A 25,930-nucleotide genomic window follows, 5' to 3' on the forward strand; every position below is an offset into this window, starting at 1 on the left:
CGGGCGGCGGACCCGCCCCATGCTCCGCCGACCGGGGATCACCACGCATCCACCCCCTCTCCCCCGTGCGTACCCGCACCACCTCGTCCACCGGAACGCTCCACACCTTGCCGTCGCCGATCTTGCCCGTGCAGGCGGCGGTCACGAGGGCCTCGGTGAGGGGGCGGCGTCCGCGTCGTCGGCGAGGACCTCGATGCGGATCTTCGGGACGAGGTCGACGGTGTACTCGGCGCCGCGGTAGACCTCGGTGTGGCCGCGTTGCCGGCCGTGGCCGCTGGCCTCGGTGGCGGTCAGGCCGTGCACGCCGAACGCCTGCAGCGCCTCCTTCACCTCGTCGAGGCGGTGCGGCTTGATGACTGCCGTGATGAGCTTCACGCGTCCACCTTCTCCGTGTCCGGGCCGAGGCCCCGTTCCGCTGCGTTCGTGGGTGCCGGTCCGCCGCTGAGGGCGCCGGGAGCCTCCGGGGCCACGGCCGGTACGCGGTGGACGGCGCCGCCGCCCGCGCCCGTGAAGTCGTAGGCGGTCTCTGCGTGGGCGGCGGCGTCGACGCCGGTGATCTCCTCGTCCTCCGCGACCCGGAAGCCCATCAGCCGGTCGACTCCCTTGGCGAGGAGGTGGCTGACGACGAAGGAGTAGAGCAGGACGGCGGCCACGCCGAGGGTCTGCTTGCCGAACTGCCCGAGGCCCCCGCCGTAGAAGAGGCCGCGGGCGGGGGACTGCACGCCGCCGGTGGCGAAGAGGCCGACGAGGAGGGAGCCGGCGATGCCGCCGACGAGGTGGACGCCGATGACGTCGAGGGAGTCGTCGAAGCCGAGCGTGTACTTGAGGCCGACGGCCAGGGCGCAGAGGATCCCCGCGATGACGCCGACGGCGAGGGCGCCGAGCGGGCTGACGGCGCCGCATGCCGGGGTGATGGCGACGAGTCCGGCGACCGCGCCGGAGGCGGCGCCCAGGGTGGTGAACGCCCCGTGGCGCAGCTTCTCGTACGCGAGCCAGCCGAGCATCGCGGCGGCGGTGGCGACCTGGGTGTTGGCGAAGGCGACTGCGCCGACGCCGTCGCCGTTGCCCAGCCAGGAGCCGGAGTTGAAGCCGAACCAGCCGAACCACAGCAGTCCGGCGCCGAGCATCACCAGGGGCAGGTTGTGCGGGCGCATCGGGTCCTGGCGGAAGCCGATGCGCCGTCCGACGACGAGCAGGACGCCGAGGGCGGCGGCGCCCGCGTTGATGTGGACGGCGGTGCCGCCGGCGAAGTCGATGACGCCGAGCCGGAAGAGCCAGCCGCCCTCCCCCCACACCCAGTGGGCGACCGGGAAGTAGACGACGGTGACCCACAGGGCGGTGAAGAGGGCCCAGGCGGTGAATTTGACGCGGTCGGCGAGGGCGCCGCTGATCAGCGCGGGTGTCAGGACGGCGAACATCAGCTGGAAGACGGCGAAGACGTACACCGGGATGGTGCTGGTGCCCCACAGTTCGGTCAGGCCGATGCCGCCGAGTCCGGCGAAATCTCCGCGCCAGCCGATGAGTCCGCCGCGGTCGGTGCCGAAGGCGAGCCCGAAGCCGTAGAGGACCCACAGAACGGTGACGATGCCAAGGCTGACGAAGCTCATCATCAACATGTTGAGGACGCTTTTGACGCGCACCATGCCGCCGTAGAAGAAGGCCAGGCCCGGCGTCATCACCATGACGAGGGCGGAGCAGAGGAGCATGAAGCCGGTGTCGGCCGGGCTCAGGGCGGCGTCGGCCGCGAGCCCGTCCGCGAGGGTCTGGATGCCTGGGGGCATCGGCGTCTCCCGTCGTCGATGCGGCCCGTGCGGGTGCCGTGGTGGGGGCCGTCGTTCCGAAGAGGCTGGCGCAGCCCGGTTTCGGCCACGGCCCACGGGCGTTTCACCGCCGTGACGAAGGCGTCGTCGGCGTTACGCGGCGGTGAACGGGACGGTGCGCACGGCACCGGACGCGGGCCGGCCGCGGCGCCACCCGTATGACCTGGCGTGGGGAAGCCGAGTCGGGCGGTACGGGGTGGCGTCCGCGGCCGGTGTCGTGCGGCCTCGGCGTCGTCAGACGGCCTCGGCCTCGGGGAGGCGGCGGGCCAGCTCCTCGCCGAGGTGGATTACCTCCGCGACGGTGCCGAAGTCGCGGGCGGCGGTGTCGACGGTCTTCCGCAGCCGGGTGTTGACCCGCTCGGAGCGGACCTGCTGGGCGAACGGTATGGCCTGCCGGGCCTGCACGGCGCACTGCTCCGGCTCGCGCTGCAGCAGACGGACGGTGGCCATGCCGATGAGGTTGAGGGCGTACGAGCGCTGGTGCTCGGCGTCCTTGGCGAAGAGTTCGACGGCGCGCTCCATGACCGGCGCGGCGAGGGCGGCGTAGGTGGGGCTGCGCCCGGCAACGTAGGCGAGATCGCGGTAGGAGTGGGCGTTCTCGGCGTTCAGTTCGGCTTCGGAGAAGAAGCGGATCCAGTCGGGCTCGGGCTCGCCGGGCACCGCGTCCTCGAAGGTCTCCTCCGCCATGCGGACGGCGCGCTTGACCTTGCTGGGGCGGCCCATCCCGGCGCAGGCACGGGCCTCCACCGCGTACAGCATGGCCTGGGTGCGGGCGGTGGCCGTCTCGCGGCTGCCGTACTGCGCGAGGTGGATCAGCTCCAGCGCGTCGTCGGGGCGGCCGAGGTGGATCATCTGGCGGCTCATGCTGGAGAGGATGTACGCGCCCAGGGGACGGTCGCCGGCCTCCTTGGCGGCGTGCAGCGCGAGGACGAAGTACTTCTGGGCGGTGGGCTGCAGGCCGATGTCGTAGCTCATCCAGCCTGCGAGCTGGGAGAGTTCGGCGGCCACCTTGAAGAGGCGGGTGGCGACGGTGGCGGGCTGCGGCTCCTGGAGGAGGTCGGTGACCTCGTGGAGCTGCCCGACGACGGCCTTGCGGCGCAGCCCCCCGCCGCACTGGGCGTCCCACTGCCGGAACATGGCGGTGGTCGCCTCCAGCAGGTCGAGTTCGGGGGCGGAGAGGCGGGCGCGGCGGGTGCGGTCGCGGGCGGGCTCGGGCTGCGGGGCGCCCGGGGCCGGGGGGACCGGAACCAGCCAGCGCTGCATCGGCTCGATGAGGGACGGTCCGGCGGCGAGGGCGAGGGAGGTGCCGAGGAAGCCGCGGCGGGCCAGCATCAGGTCACTGCGGGAGAACTCGCTGAGGAAGGCGGTGGTTTGGGGCCCGGCCCAGGGCAGGTCGACGCCGGAGACGGACGGGGCGCGGTGCGCGGCGCGCAGGCCCAGCTCCTCGACGCCGACGACGCAGCCGAAGCGTTCGGAGAAGAGTTCGGAGAGGATGCGTGGGATGGGCTCGCGCGGCTGTTCGCCGTCGAGCCAGCGGCGGACGCGGGAGGTGTCGGTGCTGATGTGGTGCGCGCCCATCTGGCGGGCTCTGCGGTTGACCTGACGGGCCAGCTCGCCCTTGGACCAGCCGCTGCGCACGAACCACGATCCCAACTGTGTGTTGGGACGCTTCTCGGCAGTTCCGCTGCCGTTGCCGCCCACTGGTAACGCCCCCAACCGTGTGTCGCCCGACGCGAATCCCGTGCAGGATCCGGCTTGTTGAGGCATCCTGCCCGGCCGGCCCCGGCCGGTCACGCATTCCGGCCACCGCTCCGGCCGGTCCGGCCGGTCCGGCCGCCGGCGGGACCGGCCCGGACGGCGCCCCCGACTCCGGGCACCGAAAGTAATCGTACGATCACGATCTCCGCGAGGTCGCTCACGGAAACGCCACCATTCGCCACCCCTTCGAATGAACTGCCGCTCGGCTCTGCGCGATTGACTTGACACAGGCCGGGCGCGACCCGGCGGAGCGATGCGTGTGACGGCGCGCGCGCCACGGCACACGCCCCGTGGCGCGCCCCCGCTCCGAGGACGCGCCGCGGGGCGTCCGTGCCCCGTCGGCGGAGCGTCACGGCGGCGCTCCGGGCGTCCCGTGCGGCGGGGCGCCGTGGTCGGCTCCGGGGCCCGGGACGGCTCGTAACCACACCGGCACACCACCCGTTGGAGGGGCATGGGTTTCACGATCGGCGGCATCCGGGACATCGGTGCCAGGCGCCGCGTGCGCGCGCCCGAGAGCACCACGGTGGCCGAATACACGGGGCTGTGGGGCTGGGACGTCGTGCCCGGCGCCCGGGCGGCGCGCACCGGCGGCGGGCGCCTGGAGTGCTCGTGCGGGGTGTCCGCCTGCCCGGCGCCCGGCGCGCATCCGCTGTCCTTCGGCGCGGAGATCGCGGCGGGCGCCTCGCTGGAGACGGTCACGGCCGCCTGGTCGCGGACGCCGGGGGCGGCGGTGCTGCTGCCGGTGGGCCGGTCGTTCGACGTGCTCGACGTACCGGAGGCGGCGGGCAGGTGCGGGCTGGCGCGACTGGAGCGGATGGGGGTGCCGCTCGGCCCGGTGACGCTGACGCCCACGGGGCGCGCGCAGTTCTTCGTCGCGCCGGGGGCCGCCGCCGGGCTCCCGGGGCTGCTCTACCGGACGGGCTGGGACGACGCGGCGCTCGATCTGCGCTCCCTGGGGCAGGGCGACCATCTCACCGCTCCCCCGTCCGACCACGGCGCGGACGGCCCCGTGCGCTGGCTCCGTCCGCCGTCTCTGGAGACGGCGGCCCGCCCGCCGCAGGCCCGGCTGCTGCTGGGGATGCTCGCGTACGTCTGCCACCGCTCGGGCCGTCGGGCGGCCGGGTAGCGCCCCCGGTCCGCTCCGACGCGACGGCCCCCGGCGCCTCGCTCCGTACGGGAGCGGGCGCCGGGGGCCGTTGGCGTCGGCGGGTGGCGCGGTGGTCAGTCGCCGATCAGCGCGTCGACGAACGCCTCGGGCTCGAACGGCGCGAGGTCGTCGGCGCCCTCGCCGAGGCCGACGAGCTTCACCGGGACGCCCAGCTCCCGCTGGACGGCGACGATGATGCCGCCCTTGGCGGTGCCGTCGAGCTTGGTGAGGACCACACCGGTGATGTCCACGACCTCGGCGAAGACCCGCGCCTGGACGAGGCCGTTCTGGCCGGTGGTGGCGTCGAGGACGAGCAGCACCTCGCCGACCGGGCCGTGCTTCTCGACGACCCGCTTGACCTTGCCCAGCTCGTCCATGAGGCCGGTCTTGGTGTGCAGCCGGCCGGCGGTGTCGACGAGGACGACGTCGGCGGATTCGGCGATGCCCTCCTTGACAGCGTCGAAGGCGATGGAGGCGGGGTCGCCGCCCTCGGGGCCGCGCACGGTGCGGGCGCCGACCCGTTCGCCCCAGGTCTGGAGCTGGTCGGCGGCGGCGGCGCGGAAGGTGTCAGCGGCGCCGAGGACGACGGACTTGCCGTCGGCGACCAGCACCCGGGCGAGCTTGCCGGTGGTGGTGGTCTTACCGGTGCCGTTGACGCCGACGACCAGGACGACGCCGGGGATCTCGTCGCCGCCGTTGCCGATGCCGTTCGCGATGTGCACGGAGCGGTCGGTGTCGGTGCCGATGAGGGTGAGCAGTTCCTCGCGCAGCAGGGCGCGCAGGTCTTCGGGGGTGCGGGTGCCGAGGACCTTGACCCGCTCCCGCAGCCGCTCGACCAGCTCCTGGGTGGGGGCCACGCCGACATCGGCGGTGAGCAGGATCTCCTCGATCTCCTCCCAGGTGTCCTCGTCGAGGTGTTCGCGGGACAAGAGGGTCAGCAGGCCCTTGCCGAGGGAGTTCTGCGACCGGGAGAGCCGGGCGCGCAGCCGCACCAGGCGGCCGGCGGTCGGCTCCGGAACCTCGATCTCCGGGGCGGGCGGGGCCTCCGGCTCGGCGACCGGCGCCTCGGCCTCGGGGGCTTCGGCGACGGGCAGCGGAGTGTCTTCGATGGTGCGACGGGATACGTCGCTCGGGGCCTCGGCTTCCTCACCGACCTGCGGTTCTGCGGGCGGCGCGGTGACGGAGGGCGTGACGGCGGCGGTCGGCGGGGACGGCGGCAGCTGCTTCTTCTTACGGCCGCTGACGACGAGCCCGCTGATCGCGCCGAGCACGACCACGGCGATGACTACAGCAAGGATGACGATTTCCATAACCCTCCCAGTATCAGCCACGTGCCGTCTCCGGGGGCCGCACGCGCCGATCCCGTGAGCGCCGCGCGCCCCTCGCGCCCCCGCCCCACGCCCCGGTGCGCGGGGCGCGCGTCCACCACGTCGAGGCTGGCCGGAAATCGCTGGTCAGCAGGGTGGAGGGAATGAGTTGGGGGCTTCCTCAGACGGCGTGGAGCTGCGGTTTCATGGAGGCATCCAACGGGACGTACGGCACAAACTTGGATCAAAGTACGATGGTGGACGACTGCGCAACGCGCGTAGAGTCCTGGCGACCGAACCCGGCCGGGCACCAAAGCCGCTGCCTCAGCGCCTCCCGGGGCGCTCCAGAACCGCGCACGGAGACACCTGCACCATGGGCACCACGTCCACCCCCGACGCCGAGGGCGCCGTCGAGACCCGGGGCATCGAGCCCGTACCCGACGGCGAACGCCACGGACACGTCCGCGAACTCTTCCCCACCTGGGCCGCCGTCAACATCAGCGCGCTCCTGCTGACCATGGGCGCCGCGCTGGTGGTCACCAACGGGCTGAACTTCTGGCAGGTGCTGCTGGTCGCCGTCATCGCGGCGACGGTGGCGTTCGGCATGGTCGGGGTGTTGTCGGTGTCCGGGAAGTGGGGCGGCGCGCCGGGCGCGATGCTCTCCCGGGCGGCGTTCGGTGTCCGGGGGAACTACTTCCCGGGCGCGATCCTGTGGGTGGCCCGCTTCGGCTGGGAGACGATCAACGCCGTCACCGGCGCGTACGCGGTGCTGACGGTGCTGCGCCTCCTGTTCGACGTCCGCGCCAACAACCTGCTGGTGGTCATCACCCTGCTCGCGTTCGTCGCCTGTACGTATCTGGTGAGCGGCATGGGGCGTAAGGCGCTCAACCTCTGCAACCGGTACTCCACGTACCTCTTCGGCCTGTTCACCGTGATGGTGCTGGTGTATCTGATCGCCACGATGGACTGGCAGGCGATCTTCGCGAAGAAGGCGGGCACCACCGCGATGGTGATCGCGGGCATCGGCACCATCGCCGCGGGCGGCATCAGCTGGGTGCCCACCGGCCCGGACTTCGCGCGCTACCTCCCGCACTCCGCTTCCGGCCGCCGGATCGTCGGCGCCACGGTCTCCGGCGCGGCGCTGGTGCTGGTGCCGATGGTGCTGATGGGCGGCGTGATGGCGGTGTCCAACCCGAAGCTGGCCGGGCAGAACACCGACCCGATGTCGTTCCTCGGCACGATCCTGCCGGCCTGGCTCGCGGTGCCGTATCTGATCACCGCCCTGGTAGGGATGGTGCTGATCAACAGCCTGTCGATGTACTCCGCCGGGTTCACCGCGCAGACCATGGGCGTCAAGCTGCCACGGGCCCTGGCGGTGAGCATCAACGCCGTCATCAGCCTGGTGGGCGGGCTGTTCATGATGCTGGCCGCCAAGGACTTCATCGGGCAGTTCATCACCTTCCTCACGTTGCTCGCCGTCTCGTTCTCCGCCTGGATCGGCGTCTACGCCGTGGACATGGCCCGGCGCCGCTCCCTGGCCGTCCGCTACGACGCCGACAGCCTGCTGACCATCGGGCGCACCAGCCGCTACTGGTACCGGGGCGGCTTCTGCTGGCAGGCCATGATCGCCTGGGCCGCGGCGCTGGCCACGGGGCTGTGCTTCACGAACGTGCAGTGGTTCACCGGCCCGCTTGCCACCACCTGGATCGGCCGGAACGGCCTGGGCTGGGCGGCCACGATCCTCATCGCCGCGGTCCTCTTCGCGGTGCTGCCCCGCCCGAAGGAGAACGTCCCGGCCACGGACGAGCCGGTCGCCGAGGGCCGGACGCCGCTCAAGACAGGCTGACGGGGGCGGGGCGCGGCGCCCTCCAGGGCGAGGTGCTGGAGACGCTGCTGACCGCATGGCGCGGCGAGCCGTTCCGGTACCGGGGCCGCACCGTGCAGCCGCCCCATGCGGTACGAGGCACGGGCCGGGACGGCCCGCCCCATGCGGCCGCGCCCCCTGCGCCGCCGCCCGGCCCCGTACGCCCGTACCGTCAGCCTTCCGGGTAGAAAACGAACAGCGTGCAGCCGGCCGCGGACTGCGGCACGTGCCAGGAGCCCGCGGGCGCGTGGATAAAGGTCCCCGCGGGGTGGGCGCGGTCGCCGTCGTGGAAGGTTCCGGAGACCACGTAGACCTCCTCGGGGCCCGGCTCGTGGACGTCGATCCCGTCCCAGCAGCTGCCGGGGGCGAACTCCACGACCATCGCCTTCGCGCCGTTCTCCCCGGTCCACAGCAGCCGGGCGCTGATGCCGGGTGCGGGTTCCATGGGTTCGGCGTCGGCCACCGTACGGAAGAGGTAGCCGGGCGTGCCGCCCACGCCCCCGGGGTGCGCCCCCGCCACCGCTCCGGCGGCCATTCCCTCGGGCGTCGCGTCCTGCTCGTCGTTGACCTGCGTGTTCACGTTCATGGGGACAGCTTGTCGGGCCGGCGGGGGGCGTTCCCAGTGCCAGAACCGACCCCGCCGGGTACTTTCCTGCCATGATCAAATCGTCGTCCCCCGCCGCCGCACCATCGGGCGGGGACGGGGCGCGTCATCAGGTCGTGGCGCTGGTGCACGCACCGCAGCCGACGTTCGAACTGGGCTGTGCCGCGGAGGTCTTCGGCACCCGGCGGCCCGGCCTCCCCGCCTACTACGACTTCCGGATCTGCGCGCTGCGGCCCGGCCCTGTGGCGACGACCGCCGGGTACACGCTGCACGCCACGGCGGGGCTGTCCGCGCTGGACGAGGCCGGCACCGTCGTCGTCCCCGGCTGGGCGCCCGACGCGCCGTTACCCGAGGAGATACACGGGGCGCTGCGCGCCGCCCACCGGCGCGGCGCCCGCCTGATAGGGCTCTGCTCGGGCGCGTACGCGCTGGCCGCGACCGGAGTGCTGGACGGGCGGCGGGCGACGACCCACTGGAACCGCGCGGCGCATTTCGCGGCCCGCTTCCCGCGCGTGGAGATGGACGCCACGGTGCTGTACATCGACCACGGCGACGTCGCGACGAGCGCGGGGGCGGCCGCCGGGGTCGATCTCTGTCTGCATCTGCTGCGCGCCGACCACGGTGCCGGGTACGCGGCGCGCGTCGGCCGGTACATGGGGGTGCCGCCGCACCGTGAGGGCGGCCAGGCGCAGTTCACCGCGGAGGCGCCGCCCCTGCGGGCGGACCCGTCGCTGGCGCCGTTGCTGGTCTGGGTGTCCGGGCGGCTGGGGACGCGGGTGTCGGTGGCGGAGATGGCGGCGCGGCTACGGGTCTCGCCGCGGACGCTGGCGCGCCGCTTCGCCGAGGAGGTGGGCACCAGCCCCGGCCAGTGGCTGCTGGCCCGCCGGATCGCGGCGGCGCGCACGTTGCTGGAGGAGACCGATCTTCCGGTCGAGGCGGTGGCCGCGCGCGTCGGCCTCTCGTCGGCGACCAACCTGCGGCGCCGCTTCCACGACGCCCTGGGCACGACACCCGCCGCCTACCGCCGCGCCTGCCGCCACCGCTCCCCCGCACCGCCCGGGAACGCCGGTACCTGACGAGCGGACGGGCCCGAGGCGCGCCGCATGCCGCCCCGCATGCCGCCCCGCATGGGGCGGACGCGCATGAGCGTGCATGGGGCGGACGCGCATGGGGCGGGCACATGGGGCGGCGCGCATGGGGCGGCGCGCAGGAACCGGGCGCACACCCCACGTACGTACGGCGCAGGCACACAGGGGGCCCACGCACCACGCGGCGCCCACCGGACCACCCCCGCACACGACACCGCCCCGGCTCTCCGAATGAGCCGGGGCGGCATCCACTTCCGAGGAAACGGACTGGCGGGGTGGGTTAGCCCATCTCCTCCAACGCCTTGCCCTTGGTCTCCTTCACGAACTTCAGCACGAAGGGGATCGAGAGCAGGGCGAAGACCATGTAGATCACGTACGTACCGGAGAGGTTCCAGTCGGACAGGCTCGGGAAGCTCGCCGTGATGGCCCAGTTGGCGATCCACTGGGCGGAGGCGGCGATGCCGAGCGCCGCGGCGCGGATGCGGTTGGGGAACATCTCGCCGAGGAAGACCCAGACCACCACGCCCCAGGAGAGGGCGAAGAAGAGCACGAAGCAGTGGGCCGCGATGAGGGCGACGGTGCCGTGCGTCGTCGGCAGCGTCCCGGCCGCCGTCTTGGCGGAGAAGGCCCACGCCTCCAGGGCGAGCGCGACGGCCATACCGGCGGAGCCGATGAGGGCCAGCGGGCGGCGACCGATCCGGTCGACGAAGATCATCGCGATGACGGTGCCGATGATGTTGATGATCGACGTGGTGAAGCTGTAGAAGAACGAGCCACTGGGGTCGATGCCCACGGACTGCCACAGCGTCGACGAGTAGTAGAACGCGACGTTGATGCCGACCAGCTGCTGGAAGACCGACAATCCGATACCGACCCACACGATCGGCAGGAAGCCGCCCCGGCCGCCCAGCAGATCCCTGAACGTCGACCTGTGCTCCCGGCGCATCGCCTCCTGGATCTCCTCGACCCGCGTGTCGAGATCGACGCCGTGCCCCTCGACCTCGGACAGCACCTGCTTCGCCTTGGTGATCTTGCCGACGGAGATCAGGAAGCGCGGCGACTCCGGGATGACGAACGACAGCAGGCCGTACAGGAGCGCCGGGATCACCATCACGCCGAGCATCCACTGCCACGCCTCAAGGCCGGCGAGCTTGCCGCGTTGGTTGCCGTCGGCGAGGTTGAGGATGCCCCAGTTGACGAGCTGGGAGATGGCGATGCCGACGACGATCGCGGCCTGCTGGAACGAGCCGAGCCGCCCCCGGTACGCGGGCGGCGAGACCTCGGCGATGTACGCCGGGCCGATCACCGACGCCATGCCGATCGCGATACCGCCGAGCACCCGCCACATGGCGAGGTCCCAGAGCGCGAACGGCAGCGCGGACCCGACGGCGCTGACGGTGAAGAGCCCCGCGGAGATCTGCATCACGCGGATGCGGCCGATCCGGTCGGCGATCCGGCCCGCGGTGGCGGCGCCGATCGCGCAGCCGATCAACGCGATGGCGATGACCTGGGCCAGAACAGCGGAACCCACGTCGTACCGGCCGCGGATCGCCTCGACGGCGCCGTTGATGACGGAGCTGTCGTAGCCGAAGAGGAAGCCGCCCATCGCGGCAGCCGCGGTGATGAAGATGACATGGCCGAGATGGTCCGGCTGGGCCTTGCGGCCTTCCGGTACCGCCGGTTGCGCGGTGCTGGTCAACGTGTACTCCAGTGGCCCGGCGGCGCTGCCGGGCGTAGGGGACTGGCACTTCCAGTGGCGCATACGTCGAGAGCAGCCACCACGTGAAGGTAAAAGCGACATTGCAGAGAATATTCGTTCAAGTTTCTAAGTCAATAGAGAGGAATGAAAAGATGCAGCCGCCCCGTTGGGTGACCTGAATTCAAGTCCTGAACAGAGGTGTCGGGCTCAGCGCAGCCGCTGGCTGATGACCTTCGAGACGCCGTCGCCCTGCATCGAGACGCCGTAAAGGGCGTCGGCGACCTCCATCGTCCGCTTCTGGTGCGTGATCACGATCAGTTGGCTGCTCTCCTGCAGCTCCTCCATGATCCCGATCAGCCGCTGCAGGTTGGTGTCGTCCAGCGCCGCCTCGACCTCGTCCATCACGTAGAACGGGCTGGGTCGCGCCTTGAAGATCGAGACCAGCAGGGCCACCGCGGTCAGCGACCGTTCACCGCCGGACAGCAGCGAGAGCCGCTTGACCTTCTTGCCGGGCGGGCGGGCCTCCACGTCCACCCCGGTGGTCAGCATGTGCTCCGGATCGGTGAGCACCAGCCGGCCCTCGCCGCCCGGGAAGAGCCGCCCGAAGACGCCCTCGAACTCCCGCGCCGTGTCGTGGTACGCCTCGGTGAAAACCTGCTCCACGCGCTTGTCGACGTCCTTGACGACCTGGAGCAGATCGGCCCGGGTCTTCTTCAGGTCTTCAAGCTGCTCGCTCAGGAACTGGTGCCGTTCCTCCAGTGCGGCGAACTCCTCCAGGGCGAGCGGGTTCACCTTCCCGAGCTGCTGATACGCCCGCTCGGCCGCCTTGAGCCGCTTCTCCTGCTCGGCGCGGGCATACGCCACCGGCCGGTTCCGCGGATGCTCCGGATCGTCCGGCAGCCGCTCCCCCTCCGCGGGCGGCGACGGCGGCACGGACTGGTCCGGTCCGTACTCCGCGACCAGCGCGGACGGCTCCACACCCAGCTCTTCCAGGGAACGCGACTCCAACTGCTCGATCCGCAGCCGCTTCTCGGCCCCGAGGACCTCGCCCCGGTGCACCGAGTCGGTCAGCTTGTCCAGCTCCGACGCGAGCTGCCGGCCCTGCTCCCGCGCGGCCGCCAGCGCCTCCTCGCTCCCGGCGGTGGCCCGCTGCGCCACCGCCCGCTCCTCCTCGGCCCGTACGAGGGAGACCTCGACGTGTGCCAGCAGCTGCCGGGCGCCCGAGACGACCGCCGAGGCGACCGCCGCCTCGTGACGCAGCCGGGCGCGCCGCCGTTCCGCGCGCGCCCGCGCCTCGCGCTCCGCGCGCGCCCCCCGGTCCAGCGCGTCGGCCCGCCCGGCGAGCGCCTTGACCCGCTCCTCGTGCGTACGCGTCTGGAGCCGGGCCTCCATCTCCGTCTGCCGGGCGTTGGCACCGTCGGCGGCCAGCCGGTCCCGTACCGAAGTGTCCGGCTCCTCCTCGCCCGGCTCCTCCTCCGCGACCGCCAGCCGCTCCGCCAGCTCCTCGGCCTCCTCGGTGGCGCGGGCCAGGGCCTCCTCGGCCTTCGCCGTCGCGGCGGCGGCCCGTTCGGCCTCCCCCGCCGCCGCCCGCGCCTGCCCGGCGAGCCGCCCGAGGTCCCCGGCGACCTGCGACTGCTCGCGCTCCGCGGTACGCCGCCGGGCGTCCAGCTCCGCGACGTGCGCGGCGGCCGCGGTGCGCCGTTCGGCGGCCCCGTGCCGCTCCTCGGCGAGCGCCGTGCAGCGGGCCCCCAGCGCGGCGAGTTCGGCGGCCGCCTCGTCGACGGCCGCCCGGACCTCCAGCAGGCTCGGCGCCCCGGCCGACCCGCCGTGCGCGAAGTGCCCGCCGAGTACATCGCCCTCGCCGGTGACGGCCGTCAGCTCGGGCCGCGCCGCGATCAGCTCCTCGGCGTCCTCCAGCGTCGCGACGACCACCACGTCCCGCAGCAGCCGCCGGACGGCCACGGTCAACTCCGGCGGTCCGTCGACGAGTTCGACGGCCCGTAGGCCCGGCTCCCGTGGGCCGGGCAGCAGCGGGACGGTCTCCGGGGCGCCCGCCCCGTCCGGCTCCGTACCGGCCTCCCGCGCGGGCGCCGGAACCCGTACGCCGCACGGTGCCGCGGCACCACCGGGGGCCCCGTGCGCGGGCACGGCGGGGCCGGCCGTCGCGGGCACCGTCTCCCCGGGGGCGGCCAGCAGCATCGCCGCCCGGCCCGCGTCCTGCCTGCGCAGCAGGCGGATCGCGTCGGCGGCGACCGCCGGTCCGCGGACCGCGAGGGCGTCGGCGGCGACGCCGAGCGCGGCGGCGACCGGCACCTCGTGGCCGGGCGCGACGGTCAGCAGCTCCGCCGCCGGTCCGAGCAGGCCGGTCAGCTCCCCGGACGCGGCCAGGAGCGCGCCGCTGCCGTCCTTGCGCCGCAGCCCCGTCGCGAGTGCGTCATGCCGGGCCGAGGTCGCGGCGCGCCCGCGCTCCGCGACGGTCAGCGCCTCCCGCACGGCCTCCAGCGCGGTGTCCGCCACGGCGAGTTCCTGCCGGGCGGCCTCGTCGCGTTCGGCGTCCTCGGCGCGCGTCGCCTCCAGGGCACCGGCCTCCGCCGCACGCCGTTCGTACTCCTCCTGCGCCTCCTGCGCCCGCTGCCGGGCGCCGTCGCGGGAGGCAGCGAGCCGCCCGATCTCGGCCTGCGCGGAGGCGGCCCGGCCACGGGCGGCGCTCACCTGCCCGCTGAGCCGCGCCAGGCCCTCGCGCCGGTCGGCGAGGGCCCGCGCCACATCGCGCAACCGCCGCTCCTCGTCGGCCAACTCCCGCTCCAGGGCGGCGCGGTGCTCGACGGTGTCCTCCAGCGCCCGGCTCGCCGCCTCCACCGCGGCGGTCAGCTCCGCCTCCTGCTCCCGGATGCGGGCGGCCTCGCGCTCCATGTCCTCGGGGTCGCGGCCGCGCCGCTCGTCCGGCGGCGCCTGCTGGGCGCTGCGGACCCGCGCCTCGGCGAGCGAGACGGTGCCGCGCACCCGCTCGGCGAACCGCGACAGCTCGTACCAGTTCTGCTGGGCCCGCTGCACCCGCGGCGTCAGCGTCCGCAGCCGCTCCTCCAGCTCCGCCTCCTGCCGCCGGGCGTCCCGCAACCGCTGTTCGGCGGCCTCCTTGCGCTGCTTGAGCGCCGCCTCGTCGGCGATCTCGGCGTGCAGCGCGCGGCGCAGCGTGACGAGGTCATCGGCGAGCAGCCGCAGCCGGGCGTCGCGCAGATCGGCCTGGATGACGGCGGCGCGCCGGGCGACCGCCGCCTGCCGGCCGAGCGGTTTGAGCTGGCGGCGCAGTTCGTCGGTGAGGTCCTGGACGCGGGCGAGGTTCGCCTGCATCGCGTCCAGCTTGCGGACCGCCTTCTCCTTGCGCTTACGGTGCTTGAGGACCCCGGCGGCCTCCTCGATGAAGGCCCGGCGGCCCATCGGGTCGGCGTGCAGGACGCCGTCGAGCTGCCCCTGGCCGACGATGACGTGCATCTCCCGGCCGATGCCGGAGTCGCTGAGGAGCTCCTGGACGTCGAGCAACCGGCAGGTGTCGCCGTTGATCTGGTACTCGCTGCCGCCGTTGCGGAACATCGTCCGGGTGAGGGTGACCTCGGCGTACTCGATGGGCAGCGCGCCGTCGGAGTTGTCGATGGTCAGCGACACCTCGGCCCGGCCGAGCGGCGGCCGCCCGGTCGTACCGGCGAAGATGACGTCCTCCATCTTGCCGCCGCGCAGCGACTTGGCACCCTGCTCACCCATCACCCAGGACAGCGCGTCCACGACGTTGGACTTACCGGATCCGTTGGGCCCCACGACGCAGGTGATGCCCGGTTCGAAGCGGAGCGTCGTGGCGGAGGCAAAGGACTTGAAGCCTCGCAGGGTCAGACTCTTGAGGTGCACGCCGTGCGACTTTACCGGCCGATTCCGGGCGCCCCGGACGACATCCCGGGGCCCGGCGGAAGCCGCCGCGCCCCCTCACGTTCTCTTTCGGTTTCATGCCGCGTGGCGCAGGGCACATCATGCGGTAAGCGCCGGACGGAGCCGGCACTCGGGGCGCGGGGAGGGCGGACATGACGAAGGGACGCCGAAGCGTCCCTTTTGCAGATCTCGCGTAGCGCGGATCGTGCTGATTGCAGTTCCTCAAGCAGGTGGCATACGCCGTACCGGCCCTTGAGGCGGGGGTCAGGTGAGCGCGGGCTCCGCCTGGGGTACGTCGAGCATCGAACCGTCGTGACGTGCGGCAGCGGACAGCATGTCGTTTTCGGCCTGCATCCGGATCAGTTCGGATTCCAGGTCCTGCACGCGCTGCTGAAGCCGTCGCATCTCGGAGAGGACTCGGGGGTCGGAGCCGCCGACGTAACCGAGAAGCGCCTTTGCCATGATGGATGGTCCTCCACAATGAGTGACCGACCGAAGCGGTGTGGGTCGTGAGGGATTCGCGCACCCGCGGTGCTTGTCATTTGCGGGGTTCTCCATACCAAACAGCTAAGGTGCGCGGGGATTCCAGAGTCTCACCAAATGTTTTGACGGTCAACACGATCACACCCCGTATCGCCGGGTGCCTGAGACGGCGCTGCCGTGACGGCCGGGCGCCGATGCTCCAGAAAGGTCCCGCGGGGGCGTGGAGATCATCCGTACAGCGGCAGCCTTGCATGGGACGGCCGAGTTGGCAACCACCAGGCCAAATCTCCCGGCAGCGGACCTCCGGGGCACAGTCTGAAGATCATTCCCGAGGCCGCTCCGGGGCGGCTTTCCGCCGTCCGTCAACGCGTCGCGAAGCCGTCGTAACCCCCGCGCGGGGTGTCCCATATCTCAGTCACACCGTCGACGCGCCCGGGCGTGTCCCCGGCGCGCAGCCACTCCAGCAGTTCCTCGCAACGCTCCTTCGGGCCTTCGGCGACGACCTGGACACGTCCGTCGTCCAGATTGAGCGCGAATCCGGCCAGTTCGCCGATGCGCAGGGCGTTGGCGCGGGTGAACCAGCGGAACCCGACGCCCTGGACCCGGCCGCGCACCCATGCCGTCAGGCGGACTTCTTCGTTCATGGCGTGCACGGTATCCGGCCGATCGGTCGGCGAGCACATCGGTCCGGTGGGCCATGGCGTACAGTCACCCGGCAATCCAGCTCACTCTTTCGGGTGAATTTCTCGATGCTGAGGACGGAAGGACGCCAGCGGATGGGCCGCCACAGACGCTCTGCTCCCCCTGCCACCGGGCCGGTGGGCGCACCACCCACCGACGCCGCGCCCGGCGAGGGACACCGACGGGGCCGCCGTGCCCGGCGCACGGTGCCGGTACGCACGGGGCTGATCGGCGCGTCCGCCGCGGTGGCGATGGGCACCGTCGCGGTCGCCTCGGGGCTGATCCCGGGCGGCGGCGACCGATATGTCGTGGGTGACGAGGCCGGGCAGCCGGTCCGGGCCGGTGCGCTGCCGGACGCCTCCCCGCAGGGCGGCGAGTCGGCCGCACCGGCGGACCGGGCATCGGGTGCGGTCGGCCGCGGCAGTGCCCGCGCCACGCCCCCCGGCACCGGCCGGCCCACCTCCGCGGCGTCCCCGTCCGCCTCGCCGTCCCCGAAGGCGCACCACAGGCCGGCGTCGCCCACGGCCGGATCCGGGCACGGCGGGAGCAGCGGCGCCTCCGGCACGGCGCCCACCACGGTGCCGGCGCCGTCCGCACGCCCGCAGCGCTCAGTGGGCTCCGGGACGTCGGCCGAGGCGCAGGTGCTGTCGATGGTCAACGAGGAACGCGCCCGGGCCGGCTGCACGCCGGTCAAGGCCGACACTCAACTGGCCTCGCTGGCACGGGACTTCAGCGACGACATGGCCACGCGCGGCTTCTTCGACCACACCGGCCCGGACGGCGCGGGCCCCTGGGACCGCGCCCGCGTGGCGGGCATCTCCGGCCTCGGTGGCGAGAACATCGCCCGCGGCCAGGCGGACGCCGCGGCCGTCATGGAGTCGTGGATGCACAGCCCCGGCCACCGCGCCAACATCCTCAACTGCGAGTACCGCACCCTCGGCGTCGGCGTCCACCGCGGGCCGGGCGGGCCCTGGTGGACCCAGGACTTCGGTTTCTGACGCCGACCACCGCCGGGCGCGGTCTCAGTCCGGAACCCCCAGATCCCGCCGCATCACCGCGCTCAACACGCTGAGCGCGGGCTCCGCCGCCTTCAGATCCGCCAGGGCCCGGTCGGCGCTCTCGCCGTCGTCGGCGCGGCCCCGGTCGAGGCGTTTGACGACGGCGTCGGCGTGCGCCAGGACCCGGTTGACGTCGCGCGACGCGGCCAGCACCACCCCGGGGACGCTCATCTGCGCCTCGGCGTAGCGGTCGCGGTACTCCAGCCGCGCCTCCTCCGTCTGCTCGCGTTCGTGCGCACCGTAGGCGCCGTCACGCAGGCGGTGCAGCGCGTCCTTGAGGAGGGTGTGGAACTGCCGGGAGGCTCGGTTGAGCGCGGTGTACGCGGTGCGCCGCTCGTCGAGGGAGCGGCGCGCCGCCTCCTCCGCCGCCTCCTCGACGCGCTGCCGCCGCGTGATGCGGTGGGTGAGCAGCGGGGCGAAGAGCGTGCCCAGGACGCCCACGACGGCGGTGATCATGGCGGCGATGACGGCGCTCACCCCGGCGGCTCCGTGCTCGTCCCTTTCACTGGCCCCACGCATCCTTCCGTGCCGTGTTCCGGGCGTTCTTCCGCCCGCCGCAGGAGATAGGTGTGCAGGGCCGCGGCGGCGGTGAGCCGATGGCGGGACGCCTGGTGCAGGGCGTCGCGGCGGCGGGCCAGCTCCGTGCGGAGGCGGTCGGGGCTGCCGGTCGTGCGCAGTTCGCGGAGGACGGCGGCGACGGCGGCGAGCGGGTGGCCGCCGCGTCGCAGCAGCGCGGTGACGTGCGCGAGGTGCAGTTCGGCGGCGGGGTAGCGGCGGTATCCGGTGGCCGGTTCGCGCTCCGGACGCAGCAGACCGTGGTGCTCCCAGAGCCGCAGGACGGGCGGCCGGACGCCCACGGCGCGGGCGGCGTCGCCGATCCGCAGGGGGCGCGGTGCGGATACGGGCGGCTCGGCGGCCAGCACGGTGCCGAGGGCGTCGTGCACCGCCGCCAGCTCACCGCGCTCCCGGTCCAGCCGGGCGTGGCTCGCGTCGAGCGCGGCCAGCGCGGTCTCCTCGTCGCCGTCGTGGACGGCACGCAGGACGGTGCGGGTGGTGGCCCAGCCGTGTCCGGCGGCGAGCGCCCGGGCAGCGGTGAGCGCCTCGGCGTGCAGGGTGGTGAACCGGCGGTGGCCGCCCGCGCTGCGCGGTGCCGGCGGCAGCACCCCGGTGTCCAGATAGCTGCGCAACTGCTGTACCGAAAGACCCGCCGCCCGCGCGAGCTCACCGGCCCGCAACCGGTCCGCCACGCCGCCCTCCCCCGCCGCCCCGTTCCGTCCCAAGCGGTCAGCTTACGGGCCGGACTCCCCCGGCGGGCACCGTTTCCGGAGGGCCCCGCCGCCTCACCGCCAGTTGAGATTTTCCCGCCCATTTCCCGCCCCGACCTGCGCAGACGTCGTCGAAATCCCTGCTCGCACTTGCATGGAAGACTGGAGACCGGGCGGAACGACGCCCCTGACGAGAGGGAGACCACGGCATGAAATTCGTGCTCGAAGTCGAGGTGGACGAGGGCAGGATCGCGCAGGACCCGGCAGGCGAACTGGGCCGCATCCTGCGTTACTGGGGCGGCAATCTCCACCACTACGCGATGGCGCCCGGCGACGGCTCGGCGGTGTACGACTCGGAGTACCGCGAGGTCGGCCGCTGGCATCTCACCGAAGCGCCCAGCGCCTGACCGCGGGCGCCGGGCGGCCCGCGCTCAGGGCCGCGGCGGCCGCTGGCAGCGCGGGCAGAAGTAGCTGGAGCGGTTCATCCAGGGACGGCGGCGGATCGGGGTGCCGCACCGGCGGCACGGCTCGTCCTCCCGGCCGTACGCGTCAAGGGACCGCTCGAAGTAGCCGGACTCGCCGTTGACGTTGACGTAGAGGCTGTCGAAGCTGGTGCCGCCGACGGCGAGGGCGGCGGCCATCACCTCCCGTACGTGGCCGAGGAGTTCGGCGGTGCGCGGGCGGGTGAGGGTGGCGGTGGGCCGCTCGTAGTGCAGCCGCGAGCGCCACAGCGCCTCATCGGCGTAGATGTTGCCGACGCCGCTGATCAGGGACTGGTCGAGCAGGGCGCGCTTGACGGTGGTGCGGCGGCGGCGCAGCGCGTCGTGGAACGCGGCGTCGTCGAAGCACGGGTCGAGCGGATCGCGGGCGATGTGCGCGATGGCATCCGGGAGCTGGTCCACGTCGCCGGGCACCGTGTCGTGCAGCGAGAGACCGCCGAAGGTCCGCTGGTCGACGAAGCGCAGCTCGGTGCCGGCCGCGTCCTCGGGCGGCGGGGACACGGTGTCGTCGAAGCGGACCCGGATCCGCAGATGCTTCTCGTCCGGCGCGTCCTGCGGCTGCACCAGCAGCTGGCCGCTCATCCCGAGGTGCGCGAGGACCGCGAGGCCATGGGTGACATCGGTGGTGATCTGCGGCGCCAGGCCCTCGGCCGCGGTCTGTGCGGCGGGGCCGCCACCGGACACCGGCAGCCAGAGGTACTTGCCACGGCGCCGCGCCGCATCGATGCGCAGCCCGGTCAGCCGGGCGGCGAAGTCGGCCGCGCCCGCGGTGTGACGGCGGATCGCGCGCGGGTGCAGCACCTCGACCGAGTCGATGGTCCGGCCGCTGACCCAGCGGTCCAGTCCTCGGCGTACGACCTCGACCTCGGGCAGTTCGGGCACCGCGGCTCTCCTCACGGGTTTCGGCAGGGTACGGAAAAGACTTCTGACCCCGTCGGGCGGTGTCGCCCGGCGGGGTCAGAAGGGGTGGTTCAGCGGGCCGGCGTCGAGGAGTCGCCGGAAGCCGTGGACGGGTCGGCGGCGGTGCCGTCCTGCCCGGCCTCGGCGCGCTCGTCCGCCGCGGCGCGGATGGCACGCCACGCGGACTCCGCCGCCTGCTGTTCGGCTTCCTTCTTGCTGCGGCCGGTGCCGGTGCCGTACGAGACACCACCGACGCGGGCGGCAGCCGTGAACGTCTTCTCGTGGTCCGGTCCGGCCTCGGTGACCAGGTACTCCGGAACGCCGAGACCTTCGGTCGCGGTGAGCTCCTGGAGGCTCGTCTTCCAGTCCAGGCCGGCGCCCAGGCTGGAGGACTTCTCGATGAGCGGGTCGAAGAGCCGGTGCACCAGCTCGCCGGCCGCATCGAGGCCCTGGTCGAGGTAGACCGCGCCGATCACCGCTTCAAGGGTGTCGGCGAGGATGGACGCCTTGTCCCGGCCGCCCGTGCCTTCTTCGCCCCGCCCGAGGCGGATGAAGGCGCCGAGGTCGAGGCCGCGGCCCACCTCGGCGAGCGCGCGCGAGTTGACCACCGCGGCCCGGAGCTTGGCCAGCTGGCCTTCCGGGAGATCGGGGTGGATGCGGTACAGCGTGTCCGTGACCACCAGGCCCAGCACGGAGTCCCCGAGGAACTCCAGCCGCTCGTTGGTGGGCAGACCGCCGTTCTCGTACGCGTAGGAACGGTGCGTCAGCGCACGTACCAGAAGGGCGGACTCAAGGTGGTACCCGAGCCGCCCTTCCAGAATCGTGTGGGACGAGGCCGTGTCCGCCGGTGCCTGCTCCTCGCCGCGGGTGCGGGCCGAGGGGCGGGCGTCTTGCGCCTTCTTGGGGCTAGACACAGTGCCTGTCACCAGCCGCTCAGACCTCGAGGACCTGGCGCTTGTTGTAGGTGCCGCAGCTCGGGCACGCGATGTGCTGCTGCTTCGGCTCGTGGCAGCGCTCGCACGCCACCAGGGTGGGGACCGCAGCCTTCCACTGCGACCGGCGGTGGCGCGTGTTGCTGCGCGACATCTTCCGCTTCGGAACAGCCACGGCTACTTCTCCTGCTTCTCGTCGACGTGCGCTGATCGAGGCGCGTCGCCGCTCAATTTGTCCTTCTCGTCGTCCTGGTTGGTCCCGACGAGTCCCTGCAGTGCCGCCCAACGGATGTCGACGGCATCGTGGTGGTGGTCCGGGTCGTCCGCGAGCCGTGCTCCGCAATCGGAACACAGACCCGGGCAGCCTTCCCGGCACACCGGCTGCAGCGGCAGTGCGAGCACCACCGCGTCCCGCAGCACGGGTTCGAGGTCGAACAGGTCGTCCTCGACGAAGAGCGTGTCCTCCTCGTCCTCGGCGTCGTCGCCGGATTCCGCAGGGCGGGTCCGGGCATCGGCGTCGGGGTAGGCGAACATCTCCTGGAAGTCCGCTGCGAACTCGCGCTCCAGCGGCTCCAGACACCTTACGCACTCCCCCTTCACGGTTGCACGGGCGGTACCTGTGACAAGTACCCCGTCCATGACCGATTCCAGGCGAAGGTCGAGCGCGACCGGGGTGCCCTCGGGCACGCCGATCACCTCGTTGCCGAGGTCCCGGGGGGCCTCGACGGTGCGGGAGAGCCGCTGGAGCGCGCCGGGACGACGGCCCAGCTCGCGCGTGTCGAACACGAGCGGGGAACGGTGGTCGAGGCGGGCGTTGATGGCTTTCCTGCTTTCTGTACCGGGGGTCCGGCGCTCCGCCCTTCCGGCCACCGGACTCGAAGAGCGGGCGGAGACGGAAACGGGCAGCCGGGATCGCGGACGTACACGCGACCGAACAGCCAGGATACTGGACATGCCCGGATAGGCCCAATCCGCTCCCCTCCGGACGGGCCTCCCTAGGGGCGGCCCTCCTCGTACTGCCGGAGCTGGTCGAGGTTGATCACGCTGGTGTCGAAGAGGCTGGTCTCCTCCAGGGCTCCGGGCTGCGCAGGTGCCTGCGGGAGCTGCTGGGGGGCCTGCTGCGGGGCGTCCGGGTAGCCGGTCCGCTGGTCGTAGCCCTGCTGCGGGACCTGCGGGGCGGTCTGCTGCTGCCAGCCGTAGCCGTAGGGGTCCTGCGGCTGGGCGTACTGCTGCTGCCCGTAGGCGTAGCCGTCCTGGCCCGCCGCGTAGCCCTGGTCCGGGTAGTAGCCGGGCTGGGCGTACTGCGGGGCCTCCGCCGCGGCCCGGAGCGGCTGCGGGGCGGGGTGCACCGGGGCTGCGGGCTGCTGCGGGGCGACGTCGGCGAGTCCGGCGAGGAACTCCGCGTCGGCCTGGTGGCCGCCGGCCCGCTCGTCCGCCTGGGCGGCCAGATGGGCGCCCAGCTCGTCGACGGCGCGGGCGCCCTGGAGCTTGTCGCGGCCGCGGCCCACCGCTTCGAGGGTCTTGGTCAGCACCGCCTGGAAGGCGCCGAACTTGGCGTCGACATAGGCGTCGGCGCGCTCGGTGAGCGTCGCCGGGTCGGCACTGCGCTCGGGGGCCTCGGCGTCGGCGTAGCCCTGTTCGTCGAGGCCGGGGCCGCGGCCGAGCAGCTTCTCGCGGCCGCGGTCGACGGAGCCGATGGTCTTGGTGAGGACGACCTCGAAGTTGGCGAGCTTGCTGTCGACGTAGTCGTCGGCCTCGGCGCGGATCTCCTCGGCCTCCCGGCGGGCCTCGGCGAGGATGCGGTCCGCCTCGTCCTGCGACTGTCGGGCGACCTCGGTGTCGGAGATCAACGAGCCGCGGTGGGCGTGGGCGGACTCGATGATGCGCTCCGCCTCGACGCGGGCCTCCTCGACCATCCGCTCGCGGCCGCCGAGCAGCTCCTGCGCCTGGGCGAGCGAGCCGGGCAGCGCCGCGCGCACCTCCTCCAGCATGGCGAGCAGTTCGGCCCGGTTGACCACGCAGGACGCCGACATGGGCACGGAACGGGCGCTGCCGATGTTGTCGACGATCTCGTCGAGCTTCTTCTGCACGTCCACGTTGGACTCGCCACTCTCTGAAGGGATGGAACGAGGGAACGCCACGACTGTACGGCCACCGGACTCCGCTCCGACACCTGCTGACGGCCCGTCAGCAGGTGGTGACGCCCGGTGGGTGCACCAGGGTGCGGTTCAGCGCTGCCGCAGCCGTTCGGTGAGCGCTTCCAGGACGAACGGCGGGACGAGGTGTCCGACGTCGCCGCCCCATGCCGCGACCTCCTTGACGAGGCTGGAGGAGAGGAAGCTGTAGGTGGGGTTGGTGGGGACGAACAGCGTCTCGACGCCGGAGAGCCCGTTGTTCATCTGGGCCATCTGGAGTTCGTAGTCGAAGTCGCTGACGGCGCGCAGACCCTTGACGATCGCGGGGATGTCGCGCTGCTTGCAGAAGTCGACGAGCAGGCCGTGGAACGCCTCGACCTCGACGTTGCCGTACTCGGCGGTGGCGCGGCGGATGAGGTCGATGCGCTCGTCGACCGTGAACAGCCCCTGCTTCGACTGGTTGATCATCACGGCGACGTGCACGACGTCGTACAGCTTGGAGGCACGGGCGATGATGTCCAGATGCCCATTGGTGATGGGGTCGAAGGACCCCGGACAGACGGCGCGGCGCAACTCTGGTTCCTCGCTCTCCGATGCGTTCATGACACGCGTTCCGACGTCTCGTCGGGGGACGTCGAAGCGGCGCGACCGTACCAAAGCGTCCCCTCGCCGTAGCGGCGGGCCCTGATCGCCGCGAAACCGTCCGGCCAGGAGAACGCGCCGCCACGAGTGCTCCGCTCCACCGTGACGAGTGCGCCGGGCGCGCACCAGCCCGCTCGGCGGAGTGTGAGCAGGATCTCCCGCAGCTCGTCGTCGGTGACGGCGTACGGCGGGTCGAGGAAGAGGACGTCGTACGGGTCGCCGGGCGCGGAGCCGGCGGCGGTCTGTTCGGCGCGGCCGGTGCGGACCTCGGCGCCGGGCAGGCCGACGGCCTTGACGTTCTCGCGGACGGTGCGGGCGGCGCGGGCGTCGGCCTCGACGAGCAGGACGTGGGCGGCGCCCCGGGAGAGCGCTTCCAGGCCGACCGCGCCGGAGCCCGCGTAGAGGTCGAGTACCCGGGCACCGGTCATCGGGCCGTCCAGCGACTCCCAGGTGGAGAAGAGGCCCTCGCGCGCGCGGTCGGAGGTCGGGCGGGTGCCGTTGCCGGGGGGTACGGCCAGGCGGCGGCCGCCGGCCGTACCGGCGATCACGCGGGTCATGGGCCCGTCCTTACGTGGTGCGGGGTCGGTGGGGAGACGGCGGCCGGGGTGCGGCGCCGTGGCCTCCACGATATTCCGGGTGGGCACGGGGCGGCGCCTGGCGGGCGGCCGGGCCCGGCGGAGGCACCGGGAAGGGTGAGGCTTCTCACGTACGGGGGCGGGCCTGACGTGGGGGCAGGCCCTGGGCCGGGCCACGGTGCATGGGCCCGGGCCTCGCGCGGCGGGCCTGGCCGGTCGGGCGGCCTCGCACCGTGGGCCGGGCTGGTCGGGCGGCCTCGTCCGGCAGCTCGATCCCGTCACCCCTTGTCGAGATACTCCTCGCGTTCGTCGTCCAGCAGGGCGGCGAGCGCGGTGCGCAGTTCGGGGTAGGCGTCGAGGGACGGGGCGGCGGCGACGACGGCGGTGGCCTCCTCGCGGGCGGCGGCGATGACCTCCTCGTCCTCGATGACGGCGAGCATCCGCAGCGAGGAGCGGACGCCGGACTGGGCCTGGCCGAGGACGTCTCCCTCGCGGCGCTGTTCGAGGTCGATGCGGGAGAGTTCGAAGCCGTCGAGGGTGGCGGCGACGGCGGCGAGGCGGGCGCGCGCGGGGCTGGCCTCGGGCATCTCGCTGACCAGCAGACAGAGCCCGGGGGCGGCGCCCCGGCCGACGCGGCCGCGCAGTTGGTGGAGCTGGGAGACACCGAAGCGGTCGGCGTCCATGATCACCATGGCGGTGGCGTTGGGGACGTTGACGCCGACCTCGATGACGGTGGTGGCGACCAGGACATCCAGCTCACCGGCGGCGAAGCGGCGCATGACGGCGTCCTTGTCCTCGGGCGCCATCCGGCCGTGCAGGGCCGCCACCCGCAGTCCGGCCAGCGGCCCGGCGGTGAGCTGCCGGACGAGGTCGAGCACGGCGAGCGGCGGCCGCTTCTCCTCGGTGTCCTCGGGCGACGGCTCGGCCTCGGCTCCGCCCTTGGCCGTTCCGGGGGCGTCCTCCTCGTCGCCGATCCGGGGGCAGACGACGTAGCCCTGGTGGCCCGCCGCGACCTCCTCGCAGACCCGCTCCCAGGCGCGGGCGAGGAAGTGCGGCTTGTCCTTGGCGGGCACGACGTGCGTGGCGATGGGCGAGCGCCCGGCGGGGAGCTGATCGAGGACGGAGGTCTCCAGGTCACCGAAGACGGTCATGGCGACGGTGCGCGGGATGGGGGTCGCGGTCATCACCAGGAGGTGCGGGGTCCGCTTCTCGCCCCGGGAGTGACCCTTGCCGCGCAGGGCGTCGCGCTGCTCGACGCCGAAGCGGTGCTGTTCGTCGACGACGACCAGCCCGAGGTCGTGGAACTGCACCTTGTCCTCGATCAGGGCGTGGGTGCCGATGACGATTCCGGCCTCACCGGTGACGAGATCGAGGAGGGCCTGCCGCCGGGCGGCGACGCCCATGGAGCCGGTGAGCAGCACGACCTTGGTGCCGGGGGGGGGGGGCCCCCGGCCCCCCCCCCCCCCCCCCCCCCCCCCCCCCCCCCCCCCCCCCCCGGGGGGGGCCCCCCGCCCCCCCCCCCCCCGGAAGTGTTGAGAGACAGACACGCACGCG

At 73.1% G+C, this 25,930-nt stretch carries 23 protein-coding genes and 1 pseudogene; 5 read left to right on the top strand and 19 right to left on the bottom strand.

Translation table 11 applies throughout. The features are described 5' to 3' along the window. Positions 1-52: 52 nt before the first annotated feature. The 3 genes and pseudogenes from ACFWWQ_RS18795 to ACFWWQ_RS18805 form a co-directional block, all read right to left on the bottom strand. A pseudogene (locus tag ACFWWQ_RS18795) lies at positions 53-375 on the bottom strand (P-II family nitrogen regulator); the annotation flags it as partial. Continuing rightward, on the bottom strand, positions 372-1,781 hold the full coding sequence (locus ACFWWQ_RS18800) for an ammonium transporter (RefSeq protein ID WP_384597488.1): 1,410 nt from the start codon (positions 1,779-1,781) through the stop codon (positions 372-374). The gene ACFWWQ_RS18800 and the pseudogene ACFWWQ_RS18795, both read right to left, overlap by 4 nt. A 273-nt stretch (positions 1,782-2,054) precedes the next feature. Then, the gene (locus ACFWWQ_RS18805) at positions 2,055-3,521 is read right to left on the bottom strand and encodes a hypothetical protein (protein WP_384597490.1); all 1,467 of its coding nucleotides are present in this window, start codon (positions 3,519-3,521) and stop codon (positions 2,055-2,057) included. A 508-nt stretch (positions 3,522-4,029) separates the two neighbouring features. Between ACFWWQ_RS18805 and ACFWWQ_RS18810 the strand changes: the two genes are divergently transcribed. Next, entirely contained in the window at positions 4,030-4,704 is a 675-nt protein-coding gene (locus tag ACFWWQ_RS18810) for a bifunctional DNA primase/polymerase (protein ID WP_384597492.1), read from the top strand. 95 nt (positions 4,705-4,799) lie between these two features. Here ACFWWQ_RS18810 and ftsY read toward each other — a convergent pair whose 3' ends face one another. After that, the gene (gene ftsY / locus ACFWWQ_RS18815) at positions 4,800-6,035 is read right to left on the bottom strand and encodes a signal recognition particle-docking protein FtsY (RefSeq protein ID WP_384597494.1); all 1,236 of its coding nucleotides are present in this window, start codon (positions 6,033-6,035) and stop codon (positions 4,800-4,802) included. A 370-nt stretch (positions 6,036-6,405) separates the two neighbouring features. Between ftsY and ACFWWQ_RS18820 the strand changes: the two genes are divergently transcribed. Continuing rightward, positions 6,406-7,878, top strand: coding sequence for a purine-cytosine permease family protein (locus tag ACFWWQ_RS18820; protein ID WP_384597496.1), 1,473 nt, complete (start codon positions 6,406-6,408; stop codon positions 7,876-7,878). A gap of 190 nt (positions 7,879-8,068) precedes the next feature. Here the strand turns inward: ACFWWQ_RS18820 and ACFWWQ_RS18825 are convergent, their stop codons facing one another. Further along, positions 8,069-8,431: a cupin domain-containing protein gene (locus ACFWWQ_RS18825; RefSeq protein ID WP_384597565.1), complete on the bottom strand. Its 363-nt coding sequence runs from the start codon at positions 8,429-8,431 to the stop codon at positions 8,069-8,071. Positions 8,432-8,553: 122 nt separating this feature from the next. On the opposite strand from ACFWWQ_RS18825, the gene ACFWWQ_RS18830 reads away from it, so the two are divergent. Continuing rightward, positions 8,554-9,576 (top strand): helix-turn-helix domain-containing protein, encoded by a 1,023-nt coding sequence (locus ACFWWQ_RS18830; RefSeq protein ID WP_384597498.1) that lies wholly within the window; start codon positions 8,554-8,556, stop codon positions 9,574-9,576. A gap of 292 nt (positions 9,577-9,868) precedes the next feature. Here ACFWWQ_RS18830 and ACFWWQ_RS18835 read toward each other — a convergent pair whose 3' ends face one another. The 4 genes from ACFWWQ_RS18835 to ACFWWQ_RS18850 form a co-directional block, all read right to left on the bottom strand. Next, the gene (locus ACFWWQ_RS18835) at positions 9,869-11,287 is read right to left on the bottom strand and encodes a sugar porter family MFS transporter (RefSeq protein ID WP_384597567.1); all 1,419 of its coding nucleotides are present in this window, start codon (positions 11,285-11,287) and stop codon (positions 9,869-9,871) included. Between the two features lie 207 nt (positions 11,288-11,494). Then, complete coding sequence (locus tag ACFWWQ_RS18840; protein ID WP_384597500.1) at positions 11,495-15,187, bottom strand: chromosome segregation SMC family protein; 3,693 nt, start codon at positions 15,185-15,187, stop codon at positions 11,495-11,497. A 282-nt stretch (positions 15,188-15,469) separates the two neighbouring features. Beyond that, a complete protein-coding gene (locus ACFWWQ_RS18845) occupies positions 15,470-15,667 on the bottom strand; it encodes a hypothetical protein (protein ID WP_030287366.1) in 198 nt (65 codons plus the stop codon). 383 nt (positions 15,668-16,050) lie between these two features. After that, entirely contained in the window at positions 16,051-16,332 is a 282-nt protein-coding gene (locus ACFWWQ_RS18850) for an acylphosphatase (RefSeq protein WP_384597502.1), read from the bottom strand. 132 nt (positions 16,333-16,464) lie between these two features. Between ACFWWQ_RS18850 and ACFWWQ_RS18855 the strand changes: the two genes are divergently transcribed. Beyond that, positions 16,465-17,367: a CAP domain-containing protein gene (locus ACFWWQ_RS18855; protein ID WP_384597504.1), complete on the top strand. Its 903-nt coding sequence runs from the start codon at positions 16,465-16,467 to the stop codon at positions 17,365-17,367. Between the two features lie 24 nt (positions 17,368-17,391). On the opposite strand, the gene ACFWWQ_RS18860 is transcribed toward ACFWWQ_RS18855, so the two are convergent. Together ACFWWQ_RS18860 and ACFWWQ_RS18865 are read right to left on the bottom strand one after the other, a co-directional pair. Then, positions 17,392-17,904: a hypothetical protein gene (locus ACFWWQ_RS18860; RefSeq protein WP_384597506.1), complete on the bottom strand. Its 513-nt coding sequence runs from the start codon at positions 17,902-17,904 to the stop codon at positions 17,392-17,394. After that, positions 17,901-18,707, bottom strand: coding sequence for a MerR family transcriptional regulator (locus tag ACFWWQ_RS18865; RefSeq protein WP_384597508.1), 807 nt, complete (start codon positions 18,705-18,707; stop codon positions 17,901-17,903). The genes ACFWWQ_RS18860 and ACFWWQ_RS18865 overlap by 4 nt, the downstream gene beginning before the upstream one ends. A 194-nt stretch (positions 18,708-18,901) precedes the next feature. Between ACFWWQ_RS18865 and ACFWWQ_RS18870 the strand changes: the two genes are divergently transcribed. Continuing rightward, positions 18,902-19,099, top strand: coding sequence for a hypothetical protein (locus ACFWWQ_RS18870; protein ID WP_143941862.1), 198 nt, complete (start codon positions 18,902-18,904; stop codon positions 19,097-19,099). A gap of 24 nt (positions 19,100-19,123) precedes the next feature. On the opposite strand, the gene mutM is transcribed toward ACFWWQ_RS18870, so the two are convergent. The 8 genes from mutM to ACFWWQ_RS18910 form a co-directional block, all read right to left on the bottom strand. Then, positions 19,124-20,074: a bifunctional DNA-formamidopyrimidine glycosylase/DNA-(apurinic or apyrimidinic site) lyase gene (gene mutM, locus ACFWWQ_RS18875; RefSeq protein WP_384597511.1), complete on the bottom strand. Its 951-nt coding sequence runs from the start codon at positions 20,072-20,074 to the stop codon at positions 19,124-19,126. A gap of 89 nt (positions 20,075-20,163) precedes the next feature. Beyond that, positions 20,164-21,018 (bottom strand): ribonuclease III, encoded by an 855-nt coding sequence (gene rnc, locus ACFWWQ_RS18880; RefSeq protein ID WP_384597512.1) that lies wholly within the window; start codon positions 21,016-21,018, stop codon positions 20,164-20,166. 7 nt (positions 21,019-21,025) lie between these two features. Beyond that, on the bottom strand, positions 21,026-21,199 hold the full coding sequence (gene rpmF / locus ACFWWQ_RS18885) for a 50S ribosomal protein L32 (RefSeq protein ID WP_003951102.1): 174 nt from the start codon (positions 21,197-21,199) through the stop codon (positions 21,026-21,028). Between the two features lie 2 nt (positions 21,200-21,201). After that, positions 21,202-21,810 (bottom strand): YceD family protein, encoded by a 609-nt coding sequence (locus tag ACFWWQ_RS18890; RefSeq protein WP_384597514.1) that lies wholly within the window; start codon positions 21,808-21,810, stop codon positions 21,202-21,204. Positions 21,811-22,019: 209 nt separating this feature from the next. Continuing rightward, positions 22,020-23,120 carry a cell division initiation protein gene (locus ACFWWQ_RS18895; protein ID WP_384597516.1) on the bottom strand — a complete coding sequence of 367 codons (1,101 nt, stop codon included), beginning with the start codon at positions 23,118-23,120 and terminating at the stop codon, positions 22,020-22,022. Positions 23,121-23,252: 132 nt separating this feature from the next. Next, entirely contained in the window at positions 23,253-23,732 is a 480-nt protein-coding gene (gene coaD, locus ACFWWQ_RS18900) for a pantetheine-phosphate adenylyltransferase (RefSeq protein WP_285229398.1), read from the bottom strand. 26 nt (positions 23,733-23,758) lie between these two features. Further along, positions 23,759-24,358, bottom strand: a complete 600-nt coding sequence (rsmD, locus tag ACFWWQ_RS18905; RefSeq protein ID WP_384597518.1) for a 16S rRNA (guanine(966)-N(2))-methyltransferase RsmD — start codon at positions 24,356-24,358, stop codon at positions 23,759-23,761. 296 nt (positions 24,359-24,654) lie between these two features. Continuing rightward, on the bottom strand, positions 24,655-25,930 hold a 1,276-nt coding region (locus tag ACFWWQ_RS18910), incomplete at its 5' end, for a helicase-related protein (protein WP_384597521.1).

Source organism: Streptomyces sp. NPDC059080 (genome assembly GCF_042739975.1).
Taxonomy (GTDB): Bacteria; Actinomycetota; Actinomycetes; order Streptomycetales; family Streptomycetaceae; genus Streptomyces; species Streptomyces benahoarensis.

Bases quoted from the DNA above. Each gene is read 5' to 3' on its own strand.
- ACFWWQ_RS18800 (WP_384597488.1), bottom strand. From the start codon at position 1,781: ATGCCCCCAGGCATCCAGACCCTCGCGGACGGGCTCGCGGCCGACGCC.
- ACFWWQ_RS18810 (WP_384597492.1), top strand. From the start codon at position 4,030: ATGGGTTTCACGATCGGCGGCATCCGGGACATCGGTGCCAGGCGCCGC.
- ftsY (WP_384597494.1), bottom strand. From the start codon at position 6,035: ATGGAAATCGTCATCCTTGCTGTAGTCATCGCCGTGGTCGTGCTCGGC.
- ACFWWQ_RS18820 (WP_384597496.1), top strand. From the start codon at position 6,406: ATGGGCACCACGTCCACCCCCGACGCCGAGGGCGCCGTCGAGACCCGG.
- ACFWWQ_RS18825 (WP_384597565.1), bottom strand. From the start codon at position 8,431: ATGGCCGCCGGAGCGGTGGCGGGGGCGCACCCCGGGGGCGTGGGCGGC.
- ACFWWQ_RS18830 (WP_384597498.1), top strand. From the start codon at position 8,554: ATGATCAAATCGTCGTCCCCCGCCGCCGCACCATCGGGCGGGGACGGG.
- ACFWWQ_RS18845 (WP_030287366.1), bottom strand. From the start codon at position 15,667: ATGGCAAAGGCGCTTCTCGGTTACGTCGGCGGCTCCGACCCCCGAGTC.
- ACFWWQ_RS18850 (WP_384597502.1), bottom strand. From the start codon at position 16,332: ATGAACGAAGAAGTCCGCCTGACGGCATGGGTGCGCGGCCGGGTCCAG.
- ACFWWQ_RS18855 (WP_384597504.1), top strand. From the start codon at position 16,465: ATGGGCCGCCACAGACGCTCTGCTCCCCCTGCCACCGGGCCGGTGGGC.
- ACFWWQ_RS18870 (WP_143941862.1), top strand. From the start codon at position 18,902: ATGAAATTCGTGCTCGAAGTCGAGGTGGACGAGGGCAGGATCGCGCAG.
- rsmD (WP_384597518.1), bottom strand. From the start codon at position 24,358: ATGACCCGCGTGATCGCCGGTACGGCCGGCGGCCGCCGCCTGGCCGTA.